Annotated in this window: 23 protein-coding genes and 2 tRNA genes; 1 reads left to right on the top strand and 24 read right to left on the bottom strand. The window is 72.9% G+C overall.

Features of this window, described 5'->3' with window-relative positions; all coding sequences use genetic code 11:
* Positions 1-241: 241 nt before the first annotated feature.
* The 20 genes from ACYQ02_RS10640 to ACYQ02_RS10545 form a co-directional block, all read right to left on the bottom strand.
* Positions 242-1,651 (bottom strand): peptidoglycan DD-metalloendopeptidase family protein, encoded by a 1,410-nt coding sequence (locus ACYQ02_RS10640; RefSeq protein WP_460040395.1) that lies wholly within the window; start codon positions 1,649-1,651, stop codon positions 242-244.
* 396 nt (positions 1,652-2,047) lie between these two features.
* The gene (locus ACYQ02_RS10635) at positions 2,048-3,562 is read right to left on the bottom strand and encodes a YheC/YheD family endospore coat-associated protein (protein WP_460040394.1); all 1,515 of its coding nucleotides are present in this window, start codon (positions 3,560-3,562) and stop codon (positions 2,048-2,050) included.
* A gap of 362 nt (positions 3,563-3,924) precedes the next feature.
* Entirely contained in the window at positions 3,925-4,293 is a 369-nt protein-coding gene (gene panD, locus ACYQ02_RS10630; RefSeq protein ID WP_460040393.1) for an aspartate 1-decarboxylase, read from the bottom strand.
* 436 nt (positions 4,294-4,729) lie between these two features.
* A tRNA-Thr gene (locus ACYQ02_RS10625) sits at positions 4,730-4,802 on the bottom strand.
* Between the two features lie 23 nt (positions 4,803-4,825).
* Positions 4,826-6,394, bottom strand: coding sequence for a hypothetical protein (locus ACYQ02_RS10620; RefSeq protein ID WP_460040392.1), 1,569 nt, complete (start codon positions 6,392-6,394; stop codon positions 4,826-4,828).
* A gap of 406 nt (positions 6,395-6,800) precedes the next feature.
* Positions 6,801-6,873: transfer RNA gene (locus ACYQ02_RS10615), tRNA-Asp, on the bottom strand.
* Positions 6,874-6,992: 119 nt separating this feature from the next.
* Positions 6,993-8,288, bottom strand: a complete 1,296-nt coding sequence (locus tag ACYQ02_RS10610) for an adenylosuccinate synthase (RefSeq protein ID WP_460040391.1) — start codon at positions 8,286-8,288, stop codon at positions 6,993-6,995.
* 33 nt (positions 8,289-8,321) lie between these two features.
* Positions 8,322-9,653: a replicative DNA helicase gene (gene dnaB, locus ACYQ02_RS10605; protein ID WP_460040390.1), complete on the bottom strand. Its 1,332-nt coding sequence runs from the start codon at positions 9,651-9,653 to the stop codon at positions 8,322-8,324.
* 4 nt (positions 9,654-9,657) lie between these two features.
* Entirely contained in the window at positions 9,658-10,107 is a 450-nt protein-coding gene (gene rplI / locus ACYQ02_RS10600) for a 50S ribosomal protein L9 (RefSeq protein WP_460040389.1), read from the bottom strand.
* Positions 10,108-10,196: 89 nt separating this feature from the next.
* On the bottom strand, positions 10,197-10,529 hold the full coding sequence (locus ACYQ02_RS10595) for a MazG-like family protein (RefSeq protein ID WP_460040388.1): 333 nt from the start codon (positions 10,527-10,529) through the stop codon (positions 10,197-10,199).
* A gap of 204 nt (positions 10,530-10,733) precedes the next feature.
* Entirely contained in the window at positions 10,734-10,961 is a 228-nt protein-coding gene (gene rpsR / locus ACYQ02_RS10590) for a 30S ribosomal protein S18 (RefSeq protein WP_006902773.1), read from the bottom strand.
* A gap of 24 nt (positions 10,962-10,985) precedes the next feature.
* On the bottom strand, positions 10,986-11,408 hold the full coding sequence (locus ACYQ02_RS10585) for a single-stranded DNA-binding protein (protein ID WP_460040387.1): 423 nt from the start codon (positions 11,406-11,408) through the stop codon (positions 10,986-10,988).
* 119 nt (positions 11,409-11,527) lie between these two features.
* Positions 11,528-11,821: a 30S ribosomal protein S6 gene (gene rpsF, locus ACYQ02_RS10580; protein WP_460040386.1), complete on the bottom strand. Its 294-nt coding sequence runs from the start codon at positions 11,819-11,821 to the stop codon at positions 11,528-11,530.
* A 328-nt stretch (positions 11,822-12,149) separates the two neighbouring features.
* Entirely contained in the window at positions 12,150-12,410 is a 261-nt protein-coding gene (locus ACYQ02_RS10575; RefSeq protein WP_460040385.1) for a DUF951 domain-containing protein, read from the bottom strand.
* A 15-nt stretch (positions 12,411-12,425) separates the two neighbouring features.
* Positions 12,426-13,193, bottom strand: coding sequence for a CvpA family protein (locus tag ACYQ02_RS10570; RefSeq protein WP_460040384.1), 768 nt, complete (start codon positions 13,191-13,193; stop codon positions 12,426-12,428).
* Positions 13,194-13,370: 177 nt separating this feature from the next.
* Positions 13,371-14,081 carry an ABC transporter ATP-binding protein gene (locus tag ACYQ02_RS10565; protein WP_460040383.1) on the bottom strand — a complete coding sequence of 237 codons (711 nt, stop codon included), beginning with the start codon at positions 14,079-14,081 and terminating at the stop codon, positions 13,371-13,373.
* Positions 14,081-14,926 carry an ABC transporter ATP-binding protein gene (locus ACYQ02_RS10560; protein WP_460040382.1) on the bottom strand — a complete coding sequence of 282 codons (846 nt, stop codon included), beginning with the start codon at positions 14,924-14,926 and terminating at the stop codon, positions 14,081-14,083. The genes ACYQ02_RS10565 and ACYQ02_RS10560 overlap by 1 nt, the downstream gene beginning before the upstream one ends.
* Entirely contained in the window at positions 14,926-16,014 is a 1,089-nt protein-coding gene (locus ACYQ02_RS10555; protein WP_460040381.1) for a branched-chain amino acid ABC transporter permease, read from the bottom strand. The genes ACYQ02_RS10560 and ACYQ02_RS10555 overlap by 1 nt, the downstream gene beginning before the upstream one ends.
* 19 nt (positions 16,015-16,033) lie before the next feature.
* Positions 16,034-16,936, bottom strand: coding sequence for a branched-chain amino acid ABC transporter permease (locus ACYQ02_RS10550; protein ID WP_460040414.1), 903 nt, complete (start codon positions 16,934-16,936; stop codon positions 16,034-16,036).
* A gap of 260 nt (positions 16,937-17,196) precedes the next feature.
* On the bottom strand, positions 17,197-18,408 hold the full coding sequence (locus tag ACYQ02_RS10545; protein WP_460040380.1) for an ABC transporter substrate-binding protein: 1,212 nt from the start codon (positions 18,406-18,408) through the stop codon (positions 17,197-17,199).
* 404 nt (positions 18,409-18,812) lie between these two features.
* Here ACYQ02_RS10545 and yyaC point away from each other — a divergent pair, with 404 nt between their 5' ends.
* Entirely contained in the window at positions 18,813-19,892 is a 1,080-nt protein-coding gene (yyaC, locus tag ACYQ02_RS10540; RefSeq protein ID WP_460040379.1) for a spore protease YyaC, read from the top strand.
* Positions 19,893-20,085: 193 nt separating this feature from the next.
* On the opposite strand, the gene ACYQ02_RS10535 is transcribed toward yyaC, so the two are convergent.
* The 4 genes from ACYQ02_RS10535 to ACYQ02_RS10520 all read right to left on the bottom strand — a co-directional run bounded on the left by ACYQ02_RS10535 (position 20,086) and on the right by ACYQ02_RS10520 (position 23,764).
* Entirely contained in the window at positions 20,086-21,081 is a 996-nt protein-coding gene (locus ACYQ02_RS10535; protein WP_460040378.1) for a diacylglycerol/lipid kinase family protein, read from the bottom strand.
* A gap of 359 nt (positions 21,082-21,440) precedes the next feature.
* Complete coding sequence (locus tag ACYQ02_RS10530; protein ID WP_460040377.1) at positions 21,441-22,055, bottom strand: DUF4446 family protein; 615 nt, start codon at positions 22,053-22,055, stop codon at positions 21,441-21,443.
* 58 nt (positions 22,056-22,113) lie between these two features.
* The gene (locus ACYQ02_RS10525; protein ID WP_460040376.1) at positions 22,114-23,010 is read right to left on the bottom strand and encodes a ParB/RepB/Spo0J family partition protein; all 897 of its coding nucleotides are present in this window, start codon (positions 23,008-23,010) and stop codon (positions 22,114-22,116) included.
* A complete protein-coding gene (locus ACYQ02_RS10520) occupies positions 22,982-23,764 on the bottom strand; it encodes a ParA family protein (protein ID WP_460040375.1) in 783 nt (260 codons plus the stop codon). The genes ACYQ02_RS10525 and ACYQ02_RS10520 overlap by 29 nt, the downstream gene beginning before the upstream one ends.
* Between the last annotated feature and the right edge of the window lie 40 nt (positions 23,765-23,804).

The following is a 23,804-nucleotide window of genomic DNA, read 5'->3' as shown; positions in this document are numbered from 1 at the left end:
CGCCACGTAAGAACTGGGAGGCGGTACGTTCGCCCTTCGCGCGCCCTTTGCGACCTGCAGCTGAGGCGAAACGGGCTCCCTGGCTGCAGCAACGGGCCCCTTGGCTGCCCGGTTCAGGGGCACGGGCGGGCCGTCGCGCGATCCGGACGAACCGGCCGGGCCCCGAGCGCGCAGCGGGAGGGACCGGGAACCGATCCCTCCCGCTGAGCCAGGTTCTTCCGCCAGTCACTCCCGTTCGTCTTCAGGGCAGGTATGGCCAGGGGGATACGGCGCAGCTGGGGCTGGGGCAGCGCCGCACCTCGAAGTGCAGGTGGGAGCCCGTGCTGTGGCCGGTGCTGCCCACGTACCCGATGACCTCGCCCTGGGCGACCCCTTCGCCCACGCGGACGGCGATGCGGCTCATGTGGGCGTAGTAGGTGTAGAGCCCGCCGCTGTGCCGAATCTGCACCGCGTAGCCGTAGCCGCCGGCCCAACCGGCGCTGACCACCGTGCCCCCGTCGGCCGCCCGCACCGCCTGGCCCGTCACGCCGTCGATGTCGATACCGGTGTGCATGGAGCCCCAGCGCGGGCCGTAGTTCGAGGTGATGCGGCCGCGCAGGGGCCAGATGAACCGGCCCGTGCTCACCCCGGCGACGGGCTTGGTGCCGATGACCACGATGCGGTCGACGGGCTCGCGGGTGACCTCTTCCTTGACCTTCTCCCGCTCCACGATCCGGCCGTCCTGGCGCTTGATGGCGTAGGTGATCACCTTCTCGCCGTACTCGCCCTCCTGCTTGACCCGCTGCTTGCCTGCCTCCAGGTCGTCGTCGTACTCGCGGCGGGTCGCGTAGGGGACGCGTTCGGTGACCACCAGGACCTCCTCGGATTCGAAGCTGATCCACTGCTCGGGCACGTTGAGGCGCAGCTCATCCCCCGGCCGCAGCCGCTCGGGATCGACGCCCGGGTTGGCCGCCAGCAGCTCGTCGACGGTGAGGCCGTTGGCCGAGGCGATGGTCCACGGCGACTCGCCTTCCTTGACCACGTGGACCTTCTCCTCTTCTTTGCCGGCGGCCAGCATGGCCAGGACCTGCACCGCGTCCTGGACCTGGTCGACGGGGACGTTGTCCCGCTGGCGGAACTCCACCTTCTGGCGGATGGTCACCCGGCGCACGTCCACCTTGCCGTTGCGCGCGCTGGCCTCGATCTCCCGCACGTAACGGGCCTTGAGCTGGTCGATGACGGACTCGGCCGCCTCGCGGCTGGGCAGCGCCGCCACTTCCTGACCGTCGACCACCAGCACGGTCGCCCGCGTCAGGAAGTCACCCGCTGCCTGGAGCCGCTCGGCCAGCGCCTGTTGCGAGAGGGTCGGGTACCGGTCGTGGGTGACGATCTGCTCGACCGAGGGCGGGGTGGCGAGATGCACCGGGAACCCGTAGTGCCGGCTGGCGGCACGCTCGGCCTGGACCACGGCGTCACCGACCGTCTGCTGGCCGGCCACGTAGCCCAGGGTCTCGCCCCCGAGTTCCACCCGGTAGTAGGTCGACTGGGACTGGACGTAGACGGTGGTGCCGAACAGGTAGACCACGATGGCGGCGGGCACGAGGGCCACCCACCAGCGCCGGCCTCCCGGCGGCGCATGGGAGCCAAAGAACGACAAGATTCGCTTGGCCACGGACCGATGCTCCCTCCCCGGAGGATACGGAACCCATACAGGGGATTCGCACCGCCGTGGCGATTTCCTTCCGGTGCGCCGATTTTTTCGCGATTGCGGGCAACTCGCCGTCCACAATGGGACAAGGTGTAAATTTCCGGACGAACCCGGCCGAACCGCGCCGGGGCTTGTCCCCTCCGGCCGGCGCGCCGGCCCGACCCGCCGGCGGCCGGCCCTTCGCCCGGGGGGCTGGGCACCGCCGGAGCGGCCGCGCTCCGGCCCGTTCCTCCCGGGTCTCCGTCCCCAGCGCCGCGTCCCTCCGCGGGTGCGGCGCGGGATGGATGGGCCCGGGGGCTCAGGAGGCCACCGGCGGTGGCGGCGCCCGGATGGGCTCGGGGCCGGCCGCCGGGTGATCCCTCACCGGCCGCCGCCGGCGTCCCAACCCGCCAGCCAGGCCGCATACGCGATGGGCGCGCGGTGGATGCGGGCCAGGGCCTCCCGGTCGTGGGCGAAGATGCCCAGGTCCGGCCCGCCGTTGCACTCCAGGAACCAGACCCGCCCGTCCCGGTCGACCGCCAGGTCCAGGCCCAAGTCGGCCATGTGGTCGAAGCCACGGTCGATGACCGCTGCCACGGCCAGCGCCGCCGCTTCCAGCTCCGCCGCCAGGGCCCGGCCGCGGGCCGGGCCGAAGACCGTCTCCAGGGCGATCGCAGGGTCCATGGGGGTGGCCCCGTGGCGGATATGGGTCACGAAGGCTCCCGGTGGGGCCACGCGCGCCACGGCGGCCGTGCAGCGCCATCGCCCGCCGGCGGTCCGCTGGACCATGATGCGGAAGTCGAAGGGGCGGTCGTCCCACCGGGCCAGGGCCAGGCCTTGCTGCACCAGAAAGGGGCTCCCCGGAGCCAGCCGGTGCAAGAGGTCGAGAAGGGCGCCGTAGCCCTCGACCAGCACGGTCCGCTGGCCCGCGACCCCGGCGGGTCCCCCGGCACTGGCCGGCGGCGGGGAGGGATCCTCCGCGGGACGCGAGGCCTGCCCGGGTGCCGTCGACGGTGCGGGCCTGGGACCATGGCCGGGGACGGCGCGCCGGGGACCGCCGCGGGGGACGGCCCGGGCCGCTCCCCCACCGGCTGTCGCGGCCATCGGCGGTTCGGCGAGGCGGTACGTCACCCGCCAGGGCGGCCCCGGGGACACCGGTTCGCCCCCCTCGGGCGGTTCCGTTGGACCGGTGCCCGCACTGCCCGGCCCCGCCGTTGCCGTCGCTGCCGCGCCCCCGCCGCCCGCCGGTTCCACCCGCACCACGCCCCGCCCCAGATCCCGCATGAAGGGCTTGATGTAGACGGCACCGTAGCGGCCGAGAAGTTCCTGCAGCGCCTCCGGCGCCAGGCGGCGGGTCTCGGGCAGGAGCGGTGCCGTGCGCGGGTCCGACGCCAGCAGCTGGTGGATCCGCCACTTGCTCAGCCACACGTTGGAGTTGAAGACGTAACGGCGACCCCAGCGGGCCTCCCACTCCCGCTGGTGGGCGACGGTGATGGAGAACCGCTTGTAGACGACTTCCGGTGCCGGAAACAGCCCTTCGACCCACCGGCCGCCGACCCAGGCCGTGCCCGGCCACAGGGGGCGCTCCCAGTCCACGGCGCGGGGGGTAAAGCAGACGACCAGCCCGTCGTCCAGGCCCACCGCATGCCCCTGGTTGAGCTCGAGGATTGCGGCGGCAGGCCGCTCGCCGCCCGGCACGTAAAGGCCGACGATCGGCCCGAGGCACGCCGTCCCCGCCGCCAACCGCACCTGGAAGAACCGGCCCGCAGGCAGCCCCAGCGCCCTGGCGCCGGGCCCGTCCACCACCGCCCGCCACGGCCGTCCGGGCGGCGGGTCGCCGGGGGTGGGCCGGTGGAGCCAGACCTCCCCCTCCCACGACGCGCGCCGACCGGCCACCACCCGCGCCACGGGCAAGGGGCGCCAGGACCCGCCAGCGTGGGGGCGGGGACCGAGCCAGAGCCGGGCCGGGCCGGGCCCGTCACCCGCGGCCGCTCGCCCCTCCCCGGGGTCCGGCGCGGGACCGGCGGCAAGGCCCGGCGCTGCCGCGCCATGGGTGGCGGCTCCTGCCCCTTCCCCGCTGCCCGCCGGCCTCGGGGACCGGGCCCGGCCGGTCCGGGGGGCCGCCCCGCCGGCGGGGAGGCTGGCGTTGCCCGCCCTTCCGCCCGGCGGCGGCAGGGGCTGGGCGGCCTGCCCGTGCCCCGCACGGGCTGGCACCGGCGTGGGGATGGGCCCCCCGTTGCGGTCCGCCTCCCGCGCCCTCACCGCCGCTGCCCCTCCACCGTGAGGATCCGGTTCCCCTCGCCCACGGTCACGATGCGCGGGCGGTGCCGAGCGGCGGCTTCCTCCGGCACCAGCCCGTAGGTCAGCAGGATCACCCGGTCACCCGGCATGATGTGGCGCGCCGCGGCCCCGTTGGCAACCACCTCGCCGCTACCGCGGCGCCCTTCGATCAGGTACGTCGTCAGGCGCGCCCCGTTATGCAGGTTGAGGACGTCCACCGCCTCACCGGGCAGCATCCCCGCCGCCTCCAGCAGGTCCGGGTCGACGGTCAGGCTCCCCACGTAGTCCAGCCGGGCACCGGTCACCGTGGCGCCGTGGATCTTCGCCAGCAAGAAGCGTCGCCACATGCTCTCACCCCGCCTGGGGCCCGCCGGTGGCCTTTCGCGGCGCGGGCCGCGGGCGGATGCCCCGTCCTGTGGACGCCGGGCCCGTCGCGCCGCGCTCCGGCCCGGCCCTGCCCCATGGCTATGTCCGTCCGGAACTGGACGCAACAGGCACCGGGGTGAGCAATCGCCCAATTTGGACGGTTGACGAGAAGTCACCTGCCGGCTGAAGTCCCCCGCGCCTGGGACGCCACGGGTGCGCGGAAGGACTTTCGGGGCTATCGGGAACCGGGGCGCCGAGGCCGGGGCCGGGCGCTGGGAGGCAAGGCCGGTCCCAGGGGAACGGGGAGGTGGAACCAGAAGAACCAAATGGACAAGAGAACCTCTAATGAAGCGGAGTCTAATGAAGCGGAGAATCAACGAAGGGGCGCCCCCTTCACCAGGGGGCGCCCCACCACGGAGCTGGTGGCCGGACTCGAACCGGCGACCTGCGCATTACGAGTGCGCTGCTCTGCCTGCTGAGCTACACCAGCGTGCCGATGAGCCACAACCCATTCTAGGGCCGGCCCGCGGGGTCGTCAAGCTCGAAGGAGCCGGCGCCGAGGGCATCGTCGGGCTCCGCACCGGGCCCCTCTGAACTGCTGGCCGCCCGTCCCGCCTCCGGCCGCGACCCGCGCCGGCCGCCCACCGCCAGTCCCCCCGCCGGCCACCATCCGGACCCGCCCCCCGCTGGGGCCAGCGCCACCCGGCGCGCCCGCCAGTAACGCCAGCGCAACCAGAGGAACCCGCCCAGGTCGCCGGCCACCCGGCCGGCCACGTACAGCCCGCCCGCCACCCACAGGGCGTACTGCATGAGGGAGTAGGGGTATCCCCACAGGGGGACCCGCAGGCTGCGCCACGACACCCAGCCGGCGGCGACCGGCAGGAGCAACAGGGCCGGCAGGGCCGCCCAGGCCCAGCCGTCGCCGCGCCGTCCGACCCGCCACAGGGCCGCCCGCAGGCCCGCGAAGACCAGCCAGGTCACCACCAGCAGCCAGAAGACGTCCCGCCGGTCCGTCACCAGCCGGCCCCACATGCCCGCGGTGGCCGTGGCCGCCACATGGACCACGTCGGGCGGCGCGGTCCACTTGCCATAGGCATAGCGCCCCTGCGCGGCCGCTTCCCCCGCACCGGTGGAACCAGCCACGGCGGCGGCGAAACCCGGGGGCAGCGAGACGTGGACCTCCACGGGCCCAAAGGCGGGCCAGGCCGACGGGTGAACGGGGATCACCATCTGGTAGGCGGGCGACAGGTACCGCTGGTCGTCCCAGCCCAGGCCGATGCGCGGGAACCGCAGCAGCAGCTGGTGGACCTGGCCCGGGCGCATGGTGACGTCGGTCCCCAAGGCCTGGGCCGTGCCCAAGCGGGCCGCCTCCCGCACCGGATAGAACCGGCCCGTGAGGGGATCGAGCCAGAGGGTCTGGGCCAGGGTCTCCGCGCCCGGCGCCTGGGCCGCACCGAGTCCACCGGCGGCCCCGGCCCCTCGGGCGGCGTCCGCCACCGGCTCGCCACCCAGCGGGCCGCCGCCGGCGGCCGGTTCGTCCGACCCCGCCTCCCCTGGCGCTGCCGGGCTGGCTGGGGCGCCCGTTCCTTCCCCTGTCCCCGGCAGGCCGGGCAGGGCCGCGCTGCCCCCTGCGGCTGGCGTTGGTTCGGGACCCGGGTAGACCGTTGGATACAGGTCCACCGGGCGGCCGTCCCACTGGACGACGGTCTCCGCCGGCGCGAGGAAGCGCAGGGCGACCCGCTGGGGCTCGCGGGCGGAGCCGTCCAGGCGCAGGCTATAACGCGCCTCCAGGGCGGCGGTGACCCGGACCGGCAGGAGGGAGAGCTGGGCCTCTTCCGCCCGCACGTCGACCACCAGAACCAGGCGGGTCACCTCGACGGCGGGCGCGTCCTCTCCGGGGGCGGGCACCAGGCCGCCGGCGGCAATGCCGGCTACCACGTCGGGCGGCTTCGGCCCGGTTCCGGCCGCGCCCACGGGCACGGGGTCGAGCCAGGCAGCCGCCAGCAGGACGCCCACGGTGGTCCCCAGGACGGCGAGCACCGCCACCGCCAGGGCGACGGCGCGCCGGGCCGCGGCCGCCACGCCACCCCGATAGGCGGTCGCGCAGCGCGTGCGGACGCGCCGGCCCCCGCCGGGGACCGGCCCATTGCCCGGGAAATGCCCCGGTCGCCGAACGCCCGCGCCCATGGTCACCACCGCCGTTTCCCCTGCTGGCCGCCGGGCCCGCTCGTCAAGCCGCACCCAGGCTGGCCCATGCAGCCGCCAAGCCCACCAATGGCCTTCGGCGGGATGCCGTTCCGTTCCTGCCCGTCCACAGCGCCCGGGAGCAGGATTCGGGCCGATGGGGCCAAAGGGTGAAAAACGACGAAGCCCGGCTGCGGCCGGGCTTCGTCAGCGCGACGCGATTGTCCGCGCAACGCGATTGTTTAAAACCTTTGCCGTTTTGCCGCCCGCCCGTGCCCTTTGGCGGCGGACGGCCGGCGCGCGGCGGAGGCGACGGGGATCGAACCCGCGATCTCCGGCGTGACAGGCCGGTGTGTTAACCACTACACCACGCCTCCGCGCCCTCGGCGACCACCGGTGGAACGGCCCGGCGCCGCCGGACGCGATGGTCATTCTAGCACCGGTCGCGCCGGGGTGTCAACGCCCCCGCGGTTCGAGCCCGGGCGTGGGCCGCCGGTCAGCGGGGCCGCGGGACGAAGACGTCGGCCAGGCCCAGGGTCTGGGCCCGCTCGCGGCCGATGGACACCAGCGCCACCGGCACGCCGACCAGCTCGCTGATGCGCTCCAGGTAACGCCGGGCCGCCGCCGGCACGTCCTCCCAGCGGGTCAGGCCCGACAGGCCCTCCGGCCAGCCCGGCAGCTCTTCATAGATGGGCCGGCAGCGGGCCAGCCGCCCGGCGCCCGCCGGCAGGTCTTCGATCCGCTGGCCGTCCAGCTCGTAGGCCACGCAGATCTTCACCCGGTCGAGCCCGCCCAGGGTATCCAGGCGGGTGATGGCCAGGCCCGTCAGGCCCGAGACCCGCGCGGCGTAGCGCAGGACGACGGCGTCCAGCCATCCGCACCGGCGCGGCCGCCCCGTGGTGGTGCCGTACTCGTGGCCCCGCTCGCGGATCCAATCGCCGGTCTCGTCCAGGAGCTCCGTCGGGAAGGGCCCGTCGCCCACCCGGGACGTGTAGGCCTTGGCCACGCCGATCACCTGGTCGATGCGGGTGGGCCCGATCCCGGCACCGATGCAGGCCCCCGCCGCGGTGGGGTAGGAGGAGGTCACATACGGATAGGTGCCGTGGTCCAGATCCAGCATCGTGCCCTGGGCGCCCTCGAACAGCACCCGCTGCCCGGCGTCCACGGCGTCGTTGATCAGTCGCCAGGTGTCGGTGACGAAGGGCCGCAGCCGTTCGGCATAACCCAGGTACTCCTCCAGCACCTGGTCGTAGTCGTAGCCCTCGACCCCATAGACCCGTTCCAGCAGGCGGTTGACCTGGTCCAGGTTGCGGCGCAGCAGGCGCCGGAACTGGGCCTCGTCCAGCAAGTCCTCCACCCGGATCCCGGTGCGCGCCGCCTTGTCCCGGTAGGCGGGACCGATGCCCTGGCGGGTGGTGCCGATCCGGTCCTCCCCGCGGCCCGCCTCCTCCAGCTCATCCAGCCGCTTGTGGTACGGCATGATGACGTGGGCGGCGCTGCTGACCGCGATGGCGTCCACCGCGTGGCCGCGTTCTTCCAGATACTCGATCTCGCGCAAGAACACGGCCGGGTCCAGGACGACCCCGTTGCCGATCACACAGCGCTTGCCGTGCAGGATCCCCGAGGGAATGAGGTGGAGCCGGTATTCGGTGTCCCCGACCACCACGGTGTGGCCGGCGTTGGCCCCTCCCTGGTAGCGCACCACCATGTCGGCCTGTTCGGCCAGGTAGTCCGTGATCTTGCCCTTGCCCTCGTCGCCCCACTGGGCGCCGACGATGACCACCGTCGCCATGGGCCGTCTCCTTTCTGGGCCGGGCGCCGGCACCTACCCCGCCGCGTAACGGGTCTCCAGGTTGCCGAAGCGGCCGAACTCCTTCAGGAAGTATAGCTTGACCGAGCCCGTCGGGCCGTTCCGCTGCTTGGCCACGATGATCTCCACCACGTTCTCCGCCGCGTCCTCCGGGTTGTGGTAGATGAAGAGGACCACGTCGGCATCCTGCTCGATGGCGCCCGACTCGCGCAGGTCGGACAGCTGGGGGCGCCGGTCCTGGCGCTGTTCGACGGCCCGGCTGAGCTGGGACAGGGCCAGGACGGGCACCTTGAGCTCCCGGGCCAGGGCCTTCAAGGACCGGGAGATCTCCGAGATCTCCTGCTGGCGGCTCTCCGAGCGCCCGCGGGTGTGCATCAGCTGCAAGTAGTCGAGAACCAGGAGGCCGATGTCGTGTTCCGCCTTCATGCGCCGCGCCCGGGCGCGCACCTCCATGATGGACAGGTTGGGCGTGTCGTCGATGAACACGGGCAGCTCGCTGAGGCGGCCGATGGCATCCGTAAGCCGCGGCCAGTCGTCCTCGGCCAGCATGCCGGTGCGCAGGCGCTGCTGGTTGAGGCGCGCCTCGGCGGCCAGCAACCGCATGGCCAGCTGGTCCCGCGACATCTCCAGGCTGAAGATGCCCACCGGATAGCCGTGGGCGGCGGCGTGGGCCACCATGTTGAGGGCCAGGGTCGTCTTGCCCTGGGACGGCCGGGCCGCCAGGATGATCAGCTCCGACGGGTGCAGGCCAGCCAGCATGCTGTCCAGGTCGCGGAAGCCCGTGGGCACGCCGATGGTCTCGCCCTGGTGCAGGTAGAGCCGCTCGATGTGCTCGAAGGTGTCGACCAGCACGTCGCGGATCGCCGCGTAGCCCTGCCGGCGCCGGTCCTGGGCGATGGCGAAGATGGCCTGCTCCGCCGCATCCAGCTGTTCCTCCGCCGGGTCCTGGGCCTCGTAGGCGCGCCGGGCGATGTCGGTGGCCGCGGCCACCAGGCGCCGCAGGAGCGCCTTTTCCTCCACGATGCGGGCGTAGTGCTCGGCGTTGGCTGCCGTCGGCACGGCGTTGGCCAGGGCGGTCAGGTAGGTGAGCCCCCCCACCCGCTCCAGCCAACCCCGCTGGCGCAGGGCCTCGCTCAAGGTGATGGTGTCGACCGCCTCGCCCCGCTCGAAGAGCTCGGCCGCCACCTCGAAGATCCGCTGGTGCGCCTCCCGATAGAAGTGGCCCGGTTCCAGGATCTCCAGGACCCGAGCCAGCGCCTCACGGTCGATCAGGATGGCGCCCAGCACCGACTGCTCCGCCTCGACGTTTTGCGGCGGGACCCGGTCCGGGGGTGGCAGGGTGCTCACGGCCTCATGCCTCCGGGCGCACCACCACGGTGACGCGGCAGGTCACCTCGGGGTGGAGGCGCAACTGGACGGGGTACGACCCCAGCTGGCGCAGCGGTTCGGGCAATTCGACCCGCTTGCGGTCGACCTGGACGCCGAAGGCCCGCTGGAGGGCCTCGACGATGTCCTGGCTGGTGACCGACCCGAAGAGCCGGCCCCCCTCGCCGGCCCGCGCCCGCACCTCCACCGTCCGGCCCTCCAGGCGCGCGGCGATGGAGCGGGCCTGGTTCAACTCCTGCTGGGCGCGCCGCTGGCGGGCGGCCTCCTGTTGCTGGATCTGGTTCAGGACCTCCCGGGTCGCCTCCCGGGCCAGGCCCTTCGGCAGGAGGAAGTTGCGGGCGTAGCCGTCGGCCACGTCCTTGATGTCGCCCTTGCGGCCGAGCCCCTTGACGTCCTGCAGCAAGACCACCTTCATGCTGTCGCCCCCCTGCCATGGATGCCGTTCTCCGGCCGCCGGCCGGGACAGACGAACCGGTTCCTCCGGCGGCGCCCGCCTTTTGCCTTTTATGGAGCCGGGGCCGATCGCCCCCGGCGGTCCAGGTGCTGGCGGATGGCCGTCAGGTCGCCGAAGCGGTCCTCGAGATAATGGCCGCCCATCGCTTCCGCCGCCAGCCGCCGGATGACCTCGGCGTCCAGCTGCTCGAGGGAGATGCCCCAGCGGCGCGCCAGCGCGTAGACGGTGATCTGAAGGGCCGCCAGGGTCTCCAGCAACCGGCCCGGGTCCCGGGTGACGCCGGCGCGCAGGACCGCCCCGGCGGCACTCACCAGCTCCGCCTTGAGCCAGTCCAGGACCTGTAGGCTTTCGGTGATGTCGAGCCCCGGTGCCGGTTCGTCCACGACGGGCGCTCCTTCCTGGGCCCCTGTACGGCGCCCCCTGGTCGGCCTTCAATGCTTCGGCGGCGCGCCGCCCGTTCCCTTTGCCGCCCCGCAGCGGCGGGATCGGGGACAGCGACAGGCAAGGCCCGCCAGGGGCGGGCCTCGTCCGGTCTCGGGTTCGGGACGTCCACGCGCGGGCTTGAGACGTCCACGCTTGTTCGCGGGTTACTCGATGGTGAAGGGCAGCAGGGCCATGATGCGCGCCCGCTTGATCGCCCGGGTCAACTGGCGCTGGTGCCCCGCGCAGTTGCCGGTGATGCGGCGCGGCAGGATCTTGCCCCGCTCCGTCAGGAACTTGCGCAGGCGGGCGCTGTCCTTGTAGTCCACCACCGCGATGCGGTTGACGCAGAACTCGCAGACCTTGCGCCGCTTGCGCCGGTCACGGCGCCCCATGGGGTCTCCAACCTCCTTGCATGATCAGAACGGGATGTCGTCGTCGGGCAGTCCGGTGACGTCGCCGAAGTCGGCCAGGTCATCGCTGGCCGCCGGGCCGCCCGCCGCCGGGCCACCCGTGCCCCCGGGCGCCCGGTCCAGGAAGCGGACGTCGTCGGCCACCACTTCGGCGGCCCGCCGGCGCTGGCCGTCCTGGGTCTCGTAGCTGCGCACCTGCAGCCGCCCCCGCACGGCCACCAGCCGGCCCTTGCTCAGGTGATTGGCGCAGGTCTCGGCCAGCTTGCGCCAGACGACGATGTCGATGAAGTCCGTCTCGCGCTCGCCCTGCTGGTTGGTAAAGGGCCGGTCTACCGCCACGGTGAAGCGGCCCACCGCCACCCCGCTGGGCGTGTAGCGCAGCTCGGGGTCGCGCACCAGGCGGCCGATCAAGACCACCACATTCAACACGGGAGGTCCCTCCTCGCCCCGGTCCCGCTCCGGCCCCTCCGGAACGGCGCCGGGGTCTGGGCTCAACGGACGCCGGTCGACGCCCCTTGGGCACGCGCTGGCGGCGAACCCCCGACGTGTCAGGCCACCTTCTCGCGCAGCACGATGATGTGGCGGATGATGTCGTCGGTGATGCGGATCACCCGCTCCAGCTCGTGGGTCACCCCGGCCGGCGCCTGGAACTGGACGACGGTGTAGTGGCCCTCGCGGTAGCCGGCGATCTCGTAAGCCAGCCGGCGCCGGCCCCAGACGTCGACGTTCTCGACGTTGCCGCCACCGTCGGTGATGATCTTCTGCAGGCGGTCGAGGAGCGCCTTCTCCCCCTCCTCGTCCAGGTCGGGGCGGGTGATGTACATGAGCTCGTAGGCGCGCACGGCGGCACCTCCTTCCCTCGGGCGATGGCCCCCGCGCGGCGGCCGGGCGGCCCCGGCGGGAGCAGGAAGGCGTTTTCACGGAGCCTTGCGGGATACGGCCCGGGCTCCGGCCGGTTCGTCCACCGGCCGCAAGGCCGGTGCGTCCGCCGGCCCGCACCCGTGGCCGAACCTTGAGCGGCTCCGGGGCCCCGCTGAGGTGGCCGGGGCCAGGACCGCAGAACCCGGCACCAGGTGCCGGGCCACACGCCCACTCTAACCCCGGCGGCACGGCGTGTCAACGCCATGCGCCGGGCGGCGGCCCGAAGGGAGCCAGGCCTGACCTCCGGTCTCAGGGGGACGAACCGGCCCCTTGGGCCGGGCCGCCCTCCTGGAGCGGCCCCTCCTGGGGCGGCCGGTTCGGCCCGCCCAGGACCTGGCGGACCGCCCGCTCGAACTTGCGGCGGGGCATCATGACCAGGTGGCCGCAGCCCAGGCAGCGGATGCGGAAGTCCATCCCCACCCGCAGCACCTCCCACCGGTCGGAGCCGCAGGGATGGGTCTTGCGCATCCGGACGATGTCACCCAGGTAGAACTTCAGCGGTCCCGCCACGATGGGTTCCCCCCGTCAGGCCCCCCGGGACGCCGTCAAGGCGGGCCACAGGGCATCCCAGGCCCCCGTGAGCCAGGCAGCCAGCCGCGACTGGTCCAGGGCCTGCCACCAGCGCGGGTCGACCACCCCCGGCGCCAAGGCCGCCAGGTGGTGGGCCAGGACGAGCAAGCCGGCGGCCAGAAGCGCCCCTTCCAGCCCGCCTGCCACGAACCCCAGCAGGCGGTCCCCGGCGCCCCAGCCCCGGGCGTGGAGCAGCGCCGCCCCTCGCCGGGCCAGCAGCGAGAGGAGGAAGCCGGCGGCCAGGGGCAAGCCGTAGAGGGTCAAGTCGGCGACGACCCCCGAGGCCACCACCGTCGCCAGGAGGCTGCCCACGGTGGCATCGGGGCCCGCCGCCCGGGCCGCCTCGCGCAAGGCGGCCCACCACTCGTCCCGGACGCCGGCCGGCAGCGGCATGGCGTTCAGCACGTCCAGGAGGCGCAGCAGGTCGGCCGGCTGGACCGGAGCCCGGGCCACCTCCGGGGGGAGCCAGGCCGTGACCAGCGGTGCGATCAGGGCGGCCAGCCGCGCCAGCCAGCCGCTGCGGGCGGCCCAGGCCTGAATGTCGGCGGCCCGGGTCGCTACCAGCCAGGCCGTGGCCGCGAAGGTGGCCAGGCCGGCCACCGCCACCAGCCCGCCCCGGCGAGAGCCCTGCCAGGCCGCTGCCAGGAGCAGGACGGCCAGGCCGGCATCCAGCGCCCACGCCCCCGGCGGCGGCATGGCCCCCGACGCGGCCCCTCCGGTCATCCTGCTCCCCGCCTCCCATGACCGTTGCCCGTCTCCCGCGCCGTCCCCGCCGGACCGCACGCTTGCGGGTCGCGGGCGCCTGCCGGGGCCCGCAGGCCCGTGCCGGCGCCGGGCGGCCGCAAGTCGTGGCGTGGGGAACGGCTGCGCGGAACGGTGCGGGACCGGGTGCCCACGGGCCTAGGCGCCCAGATAGGCCGCCTGGACCCGGGGATCGTCGATCAGGCGAGCGGCGGGCCCCTCCAGCACCAGCCGCCCGCTCTCCAGCACGTAGGCCCGGTGGGCGATCTGCAGCGCCTGGTGGGCATTCTGCTCCACCAGGAGGATGGTGACCCCGTCCCGCCGGTTGATCTCTTTAATCGTAGCGAAGATCTCCCGGACCAACAAAGGGGCCAGGCCCAGGGACGGTTCGTCCAGGAGAAGCAGGCGCGGGCGGGTCATCAAGGCCCGGCCGATGGCCAGCATCTGCTGCTCGCCGCCGGACAGGGTGCCGGCCAGCTGGTGCTGGCGCTCCTCCAGGCGGGGGAACTTGGCGAAGACCTCCCGCATCCGGGCCTCCACGTCCGCCGGGTCCCGGACGGTGTAGGCGCCCAGCTCCAGGTTCTCCCGCACGGTGAGGGGCGCGAAGACCCGGCGGCCCTCGGGCACGTGGACCAGACCCGCCGCCACAATGCGGTGGGCCGGCCACTGGTTGATGACCTGCCCGTCGTAGACGATCCGGCCCGAGCGGGGCCGGATCAGCCCGCTGATGGTGCGCAGGGTCGTCGTCTTCCCCGCGCCGTTGGCCCCCAGCAGGGCGACGATCTCCCCCTCGCCCACCTGGAGGGAGAGGTCCTGCACGGCCTTGATGGCTCCGTACGCGACGTTCAGTCCCTCGATGGTCAGCAGCATCAGCCCGCCTCCTCCCCCAGGTATGCGGCGATGACCGCCGGATTCCGGCGGATCTCGTCGGGGGTGCCCGCGGCGATGGTGCGGCCGTAGTCCAGGACCACGACCCGCTCGCAGACGCTCATCACCACGTCCATGTGGTGTTCGATCAGCAGGGTCGTCAGCCCGAAGCGCCGGTGGACCTCTTCGATCAGGTCCCGCAGCTCCCGGGACTCGCTGGGGTTCATCCCCGCGGCCGGTTCGTCCAGCAGGAGGATGCGGGGACCGGTGGCCAGGGCCCGGGCGATCTCCAGCCGGCGCTGCTCGCCGTAGGGCAGGTTGCGGGCCAGCTCCTCGGCCCGGTGGCTGAGGCGCAGGGTCTCCAGCAGCTCCAGGGCCCGGCGGGTGACCGCCTGTTCCTCCGCGTGGAAGCCCCGGGTGCGCAGGATGGCCGGGAGCACACCCGTCCGGGTCCGGGCGTGGAAGGCCGTCCGCACGTTGTCCAGCACCGTCATGTTGCCGAACAGGCGGATGTTCTGGAAGGTGCGGGCCACGCCCAGCTGGGTGATGCGATGGGGCCGCAACCCCGTGATGGGCCGGTGGAACAACCGGATCTCGCCGCTGGTGGGCCGGTAGATGCCGGTGATCAGGTTGAACACGGTGGTCTTCCCGGCGCCGTTGGGGCCGATCAGCCCGACCAGCTCGCCCTGGCGCAGGGTCAGGTTGAAGTCCGAGAGGGCCACCAGCCCGCCGAAGCGGATGGTCACCTCCCGGCATTCCAGGACGACGGGCAGGGCCTCGGCCTCCAGCGGGCCGGAGCCGGCGGCCAGCCGGGAGCCGGTGGGAGCGGGTTCTCGCTGCAGGTCCATCACGCCGCACCCCCCTTGGCCACGCCCGGTCGCCGGCCGCCGCCGGTGAGCAGCCGCCCGGCCCGGGCCAGTTGCGCCCAGGTGAGCTCGACGCCGCCCAGCAGTCCCCGGGGCCGGAGTAGCATGACCAGGATCAGCAACAGGGAGAAGAGCACCATGCGCACCGCCGGCGGGTTGATGGACGCCGGCAGGTGGAGGGCCTGCATCCAGTTGGGCAAAGCGTCGTTGGTATAGGTGAAGAAGATGGCCGCCGCCACGGCCCCGGTGGTGCTGCCCATGCCGCCGATCACCACGATGACCAGAATGAAGACCGAGTTCATGAAGCCCGCCACGGCGGGGTTGAGATACAGGTACTGGTGGGCATAGAGCCCCCCCGCGACCCCGGCCAGCATGGCGCTCAGGGTGAAGGACAGGACCTTGTACCGGGTGGCGGGGATGCCCATGGCCTCGGCGGCCACCTCGTCCTCTCGGATGGCGATGCAGGCCCGGCCGTGGGTGGAGTGGACGAAGTGCCAGACCACCTTGATGGCCAGGACGGCCGCCACGTAGGTCCAGGCAAAGGTGGTGTGGCGGGGGATGCCGATCAGGCCCTGGGCGCCGCCGATGTCGATGACCCGGCTCCCCACGGGGACCTCGTCGATCAGCGACAGGAACACGCTGATGATCTCGCCGAAGCCCAGGGTGGCGATGGCCAGGTAGTCGCCCCGCAGCCGCAGGCTGGGCACGCCGACCAGCAGGCCGGCCACGCCGGCGGCCGCGGCCCCGGCCAGCAGGGCCAGGGCGAAGGGCACCTCGAAGAACTTGGTGAGGATGGCCGCCGCATAACCGCCCACGGCCATGAAACCGGCATGACCGATGGACAGCTGGCCCGTGTAACCCAGGATCAGGTTGAGGCTGACCGCCAGGATCACGTAGATGCCCGCCTGGGTCAGCACCACCTGCAGGTAGCGGTTCCCACCCATCCAGGCCACCAACAACTCGTAGATGCCGACGATGACCGCCAGCTGGAGCAGCCAGCGGCCCAGGACCACCGGCCACGGCGTGGCCCGCAAGGGTCCGGCTGTCGTTGCCGGTGCCAGCTCGCTCACCGCACGACCTCCTTCAGCGCTAGACCTTGTCGTAGACCCGCTCGCCCAAGAGGCCGGTGGGCTTGAACAACAGGACGATGATCAGGATCAGGAAGGCCACGGCGCCCGTCAGCTCGGACCGGACCGACGCGACGCCCACCTCGGCCATGCCCATCAAGAGCCCGCCCACCATGGCGCCGGGGATGTTGCCGATGCCGCCGAGCACCGCGGCGACGAAGGCCTTGAGGCCGGGGATGATGCCCATGAAGGGATCGATGCGCGCGTAGGTGACGCCGACCAGCACCCCGGCCGCTGCCGCCAGGGCCGAGCCCAGCATGAACACGGCCGCGATGACCCGGTTGACGTCGATCCCCATGAGCCGGGCCGCATCCAGGTCGAAGGCCACCGCCCGCATCGCCTTGCCCACCCGGGTTCGCATCACCAGGTACTGCAAGCCGGCCATCATCACCAGGGCGATGAGGAAGGCGACCCCGAAGCGGATGTTGATGACGATCCCGGCCAGGTCCAGCTGGCGCAGGGGGATCAAACCGGGAAAGGGCCGCGGGTTCGGGCCCGCAATGATCTGCATCAGGTTCTCCAGCAAGAGGGACACGCCGATGGCCGTGGTCAGCGCCGCCAGCCGGGGCTGGTTGCGCAGCGGACGGTAGGCCGTCCGCTCGATCAGGGCCCCCAGCAGGGCACAGCCGGCCATGGCCGCCACCATGCCGACGCCGAAGAGCAACAGGGCCTGGCCCGGCGTGATCTGACCCGCCGCGGCGGCTGCCGTCACCCCGAAGGCGACGTAGGCGCCGACCATGTACACATCCCCGTGGGCAAAGTTGATCATCTTGACCACGCCGTAGACCATGGTGTAGCCCACGGCGATCAGGGCGTAGATGGCGCCCAGCTGGAGCCCGTTGATCAGCTGCTGGACGCCGTACACGGCCACATACCCCGCCGTCAACAGCGCCAGCAGCGCCACCACGCCCCAGGGACGCCCTGCCCGCCCGCCGTGTTGAGCTGGTTGCGATGTCGTCTGCACCCTCGCCGACCCTCCCGACCGCCGGGAAGGTGGGCGCCGCCCGGTCCCGGGCGGCGCCGCCCCTCGCGGTCATCCTTTCTGCCGGCCCGCCGCGACGCGTTGGAGGCAGAGTCCTGGGCGCTCCGGCCCCGCGCCGCACCGGCCGGCGTCCCGCCCCAGGGTCACTGGGGCGAGACGGTGGTCACGTACTTGTGCCCGTTGGCGGTGGTCTGAAGGACCACGGCGTCCTTGATCGGGTTGTGGTTCTCGTCGAAGGAGATGGTCCCCGTCACACCCTTGAAGCCCTGGGTCTTCTCCAGCGCATCCCGGATCTGCTGCGGATCGGTGGGATCGCCGCCACTGTCGATCACCCGCTGGATCGCGTCCAGAAGCAGGTTCGCCGCGTCATAGCCCAGGGCCGCCAGGGCGCTGGGGTCCTCGCCGTACTCCTGGCGGAAGGCCTCGACGAAGGCCTTGGACTCGGGGTTCTCCTGCTCGATGGAGTAGTGGTTGGAGAAGTAGCCGTTCAGGATGGCCTCGCCGCCCAGCTCGTAGAGCTTGCTGTCGTCCCACCCGTCGGCCCCGAGCAGCGTGGCCTTGACGCCGACCTCCCGGGCTTGCTGGGCGATGACGCCCACCGGGTCGTAGTAGTCGGGGAGGAACAGGACGTCCGGGTTGGCCTGGGCGATGCTGGTCAACTGGGCGCGGAAGTCCTGGTCACCCGTGCGGTAGGAGTCGACCTTGACCACCTGGCCGCCCAGCTCCTGGAAGGCCGCCTCGAAGGACTTGTACAGGCCTTCGCTGTAGGGGTTCGCCATGTCGTAGAGGATGGCCGCCGTCTGGGCGTTGAGCTCCTCCCGGGCGAACTTGGCCATCACCTGGCCCTGGAACGAGTCGTAGAAGCAGGCCCGGAAGATCCACTTCTTGCCCGGCGTCAGCGAGTCAGCGGTGGAGGTGGGCGAGATCATCACGACGCCCTGCTGCTCCAGCACCTCGGACACCGGGATCGAAATGCGGGAGGACACCGAACCGATGACGGCGACCACCTGGTCCTCGGTGACCAGCTTCTGGACCCGCGCCACCGCCTCCGTCTCGGTGTTCTTGTCGTCCTCCACCACCGCGTTGATGGTGTAGTTCCCCACCTTGTTGCCCTTCTGCTTGAAGGCCAGCAGGGCGCCGTTGCGGGTCTGCTCGCCAAACTGGCTGATCTGCCCGGTCAGCGGCATCAAGAGACCGATGTTGATCGTGCCGCCGCCGGCGCTGCCGCCGCCACCGCCCTGCCCGCCGGAGCTGGGAGCGCCGCCGCCCCCTCCGCAGGCCGCCAGAAGGAGCGAGGCCGCGACCAGGCCGGCCAGGGCTGCCCGCCGCGGCCACCGCGAAGACCGTGCACCCACCCAACAATCCCCCCTGCAATCAGGTTTAAGCCCGTTGATTCAACGAAAAGGGGACAACTCCTTCCGGGACGGCGGGAATTTCGCAGGAAGATCCCGGTCTGTGACTGGTTTTCACCCATTTGCCGGGAATGGCGGGCGGTGCGGCGGGACCTCCCGGAGGCGGTGGCGACCGCCCGGGCCGGCCTGAATACCTTTTTCCGCCGCGGCCATATACTTCAGCGGTGTCCTCCGGCGAGGGAGCCACCCCCGCCTGCCCGCGGGACCGGCCAACCGGCCTGGCCTCCGCCGTCGCGGGCGGGGTCGCGGGGTCGGGCACAGCGGCCCGCCCGGCCCGCCCGGACCCACGGCCGTGGGTCGGGGGTTCGGCCATCGCAGGGCACCGGTCGTGGCGGGAGGGAGCCGGCGTGGCGCGACGGGAAGTCCCACAGGCCCAGGAGGGTCCGGCCCTGCCCCCGTTCCGGGCCGAGTTGCGGGTCCGGGCCGAGGACCCGCAGGGATGGCAATTGCTGGGCGAGACGCTGGCCACCTGGCTGCGGCAACGGGCCAGCCGCCGCCTGGCGGTGGTCTGCATCGGCACCGACCGGTCGACGGGGGACGCCTTGGGCCCCCTCGTCGGCACCTTGCTGGCGCGCAGCGGCGAGCTTCCGGCCGGCACGGTGACCCTGATGGGGACCCTGGAGGAACCGGTCCACGCGGGCAACCTGGACCAGGCCATCGCCCGCCTGGCGACCCTCGAGCCGGGCACCACCGTGCTGGCCGTGGACGCCTGCCTCGGGCGCAGCGAGAACGTGGGCAGCATCAGCGCGGGCCGCGGCGCCCTGCAGCCGGGGGCGGGCGTCAACAAGTCCCTTCCGGCCGTCGGTCATCTCTTCGTCACGGGGACGGTCAACGTCGGCGGGTTCATGGAGTACTTCGTCCTGCAGAACACCCGGCTGGGGCTCGTCCTGCGCATGGCGGAGGCCATCGCCGCCGGGATCGCCCTGGCCACCCGCCTGCACTTCGGGATCCGGGATCTGGGCCCGGGGGCCGCTGGCGCCCGGCCCTGGGCCGTGGGCGGCAGCCACGGGGAGCCGCCGGGCTCGCCGGTCGGGCCGGGGTTGGAGGTCGGCGACTCCCCGGGGTCCGGCAGGGGCGCCGGTGGGGAGGAGGAGCCCGGTTCCGGGTGGCCTGGCCGGGCGGCCCAGGGTGCCGGGACCGGCCCGGGCCGCAGGGGGTCGGCAGCGTATGCCCTTCCAGCTGACGCCAGCCGGCCTGTGGCGGCCTCCACCCCGGGGGCACCCGGCCGTTCCGGTGCTGCCGCGGCACCCGCAAGGGCCACGCCCCTCACCTTGCGCCTGGTCGCCGCCTCCCGCCGGTGGGAAACCGGGCAGGGCGGCTTCAACCGGGCCGAGGAGCCGGCGGCGGAGGACCTGGCCCCCGGCTCCGCCCACCTCCCTGAGCCTGCCCCCGGGTCGGGGGCCATGGGCTCGGAGGCGATGGGGTGACGGCACCGCCCCCTTGTCCGGCTCCGGTGCATCCGCCGCACTGGCCGGACGGAGGGCGGGCCCGCTCCCGACCCGGGTCCCACGGGGTGGAGGCCCGTCCCGGCCCTCGCACGGTCTCACCGGACGGGTCCGATCCGCGCGGTGTCGCTTCCGTGCCGCGGGTGCGTCCCGGTGCCCGGTTCGGGCCGGGTCTTCAGCCCCGGGGCGCTGGGGATTCGGCCGGGACGTCCGCGGGCGGAGCCCCGCTGGCCGGTTCGTCCGGCGGGGGCACCGGCGCCGCCGCCACCTGGCGCGCCGGGGCCGGTGGAACCAGCACCGTCATCCCGCCCGGGTAGTTGCGATAACGCACCGGGAGGTGCCCGGCCGGCTCGCCGTCGGCATGGACCGCCACCGGTTCCCGGCTGCGGATCTCGACCGTCGCGCCCCGCAGGCACGTGACCAGCCGGTGGTGGACGTGGGTGCCGCGGAAGACCTTGGGGAAGACCAGCAGCGTCTCCAGCTTGCCCAGATCCCCGATCAGCAGGATGTCGAAGTGGGCGTCGTCGGGCGTGGCCCCCGGCAGGATGTGCATGCCCCCGCCGTAGTAGGGGGAGTTGCCGACCACCGTCATCAATGCGACGTGGCGGTGGACCCGCCCGTCGACGTGGATTTCCATGGGGACGTTCCGGTAGCTCCGCAACGTGCGCAGCATGGAGAGGACGTAGGGGATGGCCCCCCGGCCAGGCCCCCCTTCCTCATAGACCCGGCGGGCCACCTCCGCGTCGAAGCCGGCCCCGCTGACGTTGACGAAGAAGCGGCCGCCGTCCGCCGTCTCGAGGTGGCCCAGGTCCAGGCGCCGCACCTGGCCCCGGGTGACCAGGTCGGCCACGGCCTCCGGTGTCGCCGCCACCTGGAGGCCGCGGGCCAGGTCGTTTCCCGTGCCCAGGGGCACGACGGCCAGGGCCGGCCCCCCGGGACCCAGGCCGTTGACCGCTTCGTGGACGGTCCCGTCGCCGCCGGTCACCAGCAGCAGGTCGACCCGGCGGTCCCGGGCCCGCCGCGCCATCTCGCGGGCGTCGCCCGGCGCCGTCGTATACCAGACCTCCAGGTTCACCCCACGCCGCCGCAGGACGGCCTCGAAGGCCGGCCATGTCCGGCCGGCCCGCCCGCGCCCGGCCACGGGGTTCACGATGGCCACGATCCCTGCCAAGCCCATCGACTCCTCTCGTGGGCCTCCGGTCACCCGGCCTGCCGCCACGGCGGTGCCGGCCCGGGAGCCCGGGCCAACGTCATGGCCGAACCGGCCGCCGGATTCCATTCAAGCCCCAGATCCCGCCCCTTCCCCGCAACCATGGTCCCCAGCGCCATAGTCCTTCGGACGCCGGTGGCCACTTCTGGAACGGTCCGTTCCGGAAGGGTGCCGCTGGAAGGACGCCGCCTTCGGATGGGGCGGTCGCCGTCCCGCGGGCGGGGCGGTCGCCCGGGCGGGCGCCCGCCGGTTGGGCCCGGATCGGGGGCTGGGTCAACCCTGAGGGGCGGCACCGCCGCCCCGCCCCTCCCCGGCGCTGGTTACCGTCCCGTCCGCGGTGCCGGCCGGCCGGCGGGTGTGCCCACGGCCGGTGCCGCCGGCTCTCCCGTCAGGGCACGGCGAATGGCCTCCCGCTCCTCCTCGCTGAGGAGGTAGGGTGAGCTGCCTCCCACGATGGGCTTGGCGTAGGTCCGGGATTCCTCCCGGCCCGCCAGGGTGGTCACCACGGCGCCGTTGCCCTCCGCGTCCAGCAGGGCCAGCGCGAAGCTTTGCTCCCCGCCGGTGTTGGGGAAGGCGTTGAACCGGACCACGGCCACATGGCGGACGCATCGGGCCAGTTCCTCCGCCATCGCTGCGACCCGCCGTCCGGTGTCGTCCTGGGCGACCTCCAGCCGGTGCAGCCGCGCCAGGACGTCGCCCAGGGCCGGTTCGTCCGGTTGGCGGGTGGCCGCCACGCCGTTGCGTCCCGGCGCCCGGAGCCAGCGCTCCAGGGCCTTGAGGCGCCGGTGGGCCGCCGCAGCCCGCCAAATGGCCCAGAGGGCGACCACCAGGGACGCCCCGGCCACCAGGCCGGGGCGCGCCGCCAGCGTCGTCAAGGCCTGCTGCAGGGCCGCCCAGTAGGATTGCCATGGTATGGTCCGCAGGATGTCCCCCATTGCCGTCTCCCCGCCATTCCTGCCTGGAAGTCCCGCCCGCTCCTGAGGGATGCGCCCTTCAGAAGGAGGCGGCGGCCGGCGATTCCAGCCGCGCCAGGATGCGCTCCAGGTCGTCCCAGCTGTAGTACTCGATGACGATCTGCCCCCGCGGCCCGCGGCCCCGTAGAGCCACCCGGGTATTCAGGGCCCGCTGCAGGCGGTCGATCAGGTCCTGGACGTCCGGTTCCGGTGGAGGCGGAGGGGCCGGGCGGCTCCGGCGCCGGCGCCCGCCGGCATCCGCCGTCACCAGCTGCTCCAGTTGCCGGACGGTCAACCCTTTGGAGAGGACCAGGGCGGCCAGCCGCCGCATCTCGGCCGGCGAGGCCACGCCCAGCAGCACCTTGGCATGGCCCGTACTCAACTTGCCCTCGGCGACCAGGCGGCGCAGGTCGTCGGGCAGGCTCAGGAGCCGCATCAGGTTGGCGATGTGGGAGCGGCTCTTGCCGACCCGCTGGCTGACCTGCTCCTGGGTCAGCCCCAGCTCCTCGCAAAGGAGCCGGTAGCCCTGGGCCTCCTCGATGGGGTTGAGATCCTCCCGCTGGAGGTTCTCCACCAGGGCGATCTCCATCATCTCGACGTCGGAGAATTCCCGGACGACGGCCGGCACGGTCTCCAGCCCCGCCGCCTGGGCGGCGCGCCAGCGGCGCTCCCCGGCCACCAGCCGGTAACCGTCGCCCTCCGGACGAACCAGCAAGGGCTGGACGATCCCGTGCTGGCGGATGGACTCCACCAGCTCGGCCAACGCCTCGGGGTCGAACTGGCGGCGCGGCTGGTAGGGGTTGGGCTGGATCCGGTCCACGGGCACCTGCTCCACCTGCTGCCCGGCGGCTCCGGGATCGGGCCGCACCCCCGGAAGCAGGGCATCCAGACCCTTGACGTCGATGCCTCTAGCCAGCCCGCGCTTGGTCTTCGACATAGTCCACCACTTCCTTGGCCAGCTCCATGTACACCTCGGCCCCCCGGGATCGGGCATCGTACAGGATGACCGGCTGGCCATGGCTGGGGGCCTCGGAGAGGCGCACATTGCGCGGGATGATGGTGCGAAAGACCTTGTCCCGGAAGAACCGCTTGACTTCCTCCACCACCTGGATCGACAGGTTCGTGCGGGCGTCGAACATGGTCAGGACGACCCCGTCCAGAACTAGGCCCGGGTTCAGGTGGGCCTGCACGGCCCGCAGGGTGTTGAGCAGCTGGCTCAACCCCTCCAGGGCGTAGTACTCGCACTGGATCGGAACCAGCAGGCCGTCGGCGGCCGCCATGGCGTTGAGGGTCAGCAGCCCCAGGGACGGCGGGCAGTCGATCAGCACGAAGTCATAGCCGTCCCGTACGCCCTCCAAGGCACGCCGCAGCCGCGTCTCCCGGCCAATCATGCCCACCAGCTCCAGCTCGGCCCCGGCCAGCTCGATGTTGGCGGGGACCAGGGACAGGCCGGCGATGGCGGTGGAACGCACCACCTCGCGCAGGCTGCGCTCGTCGATCAGCACGTCGTAGATGCTGCGACCGACCCGCCCCTTGTCCAACCCAAAGCCGCTGGTGGTGTTGGCCTGGGGATCGATGTCGATGACCAGCACCCGCCGGCCCAGGGCCGCCAGGCATGCCCCCAGATTGACGGTGGTGGTCGTCTTACCGACGCCACCCTTCTGATTGGCGATGGCGATGACCCGTCCCATCGGTGAGCCGCCTCCTCCCGGCCGGGGCGGTGGGCATCGT

This window comes from Thermaerobacter litoralis (genome assembly GCF_054654595.1).
The sequence above is the reverse complement of the archived record's forward strand: the minus strand, read 5'-3'. Positions and strand labels throughout refer to the sequence as shown.

Coding starts and splice junctions, on each gene's coding strand:
- panD (WP_460040393.1), bottom strand. CDS start 4,293: ATGTGGCGACGCTTCTTGCTGGCGAAGATCCACGGCGCCACGGTGACC.
- ACYQ02_RS10610 (WP_460040391.1), bottom strand. CDS start 8,288: ATGGCGACGGTGGTCATCGTCGGCGCCCAGTGGGGCGACGAGGGCAAG.
- rplI (WP_460040389.1), bottom strand. CDS start 10,107: ATGAAGGTGGTCTTGCTGCAGGACGTCAAGGGGCTCGGCCGCAAGGGC.
- rpsR (WP_006902773.1), bottom strand. CDS start 10,961: ATGGGGCGCCGTGACCGGCGCAAGCGGCGCAAGGTCTGCGAGTTCTGC.
- ACYQ02_RS10570 (WP_460040384.1), bottom strand. CDS start 13,193: ATGACCGGAGGGGCCGCGTCGGGGGCCATGCCGCCGCCGGGGGCGTGG.
- ACYQ02_RS10565 (WP_460040383.1), bottom strand. CDS start 14,081: ATGCTGCTGACCATCGAGGGACTGAACGTCGCGTACGGAGCCATCAAG.
- ACYQ02_RS10560 (WP_460040382.1), bottom strand. CDS start 14,926: ATGGACCTGCAGCGAGAACCCGCTCCCACCGGCTCCCGGCTGGCCGCC.
- ACYQ02_RS10530 (WP_460040377.1), bottom strand. CDS start 22,055: ATGGGGGACATCCTGCGGACCATACCATGGCAATCCTACTGGGCGGCC.
- ACYQ02_RS10525 (WP_460040376.1), bottom strand. CDS start 23,010: ATGTCGAAGACCAAGCGCGGGCTGGCTAGAGGCATCGACGTCAAGGGT.
- ACYQ02_RS10520 (WP_460040375.1), bottom strand. CDS start 23,764: ATGGGACGGGTCATCGCCATCGCCAATCAGAAGGGTGGCGTCGGTAAG.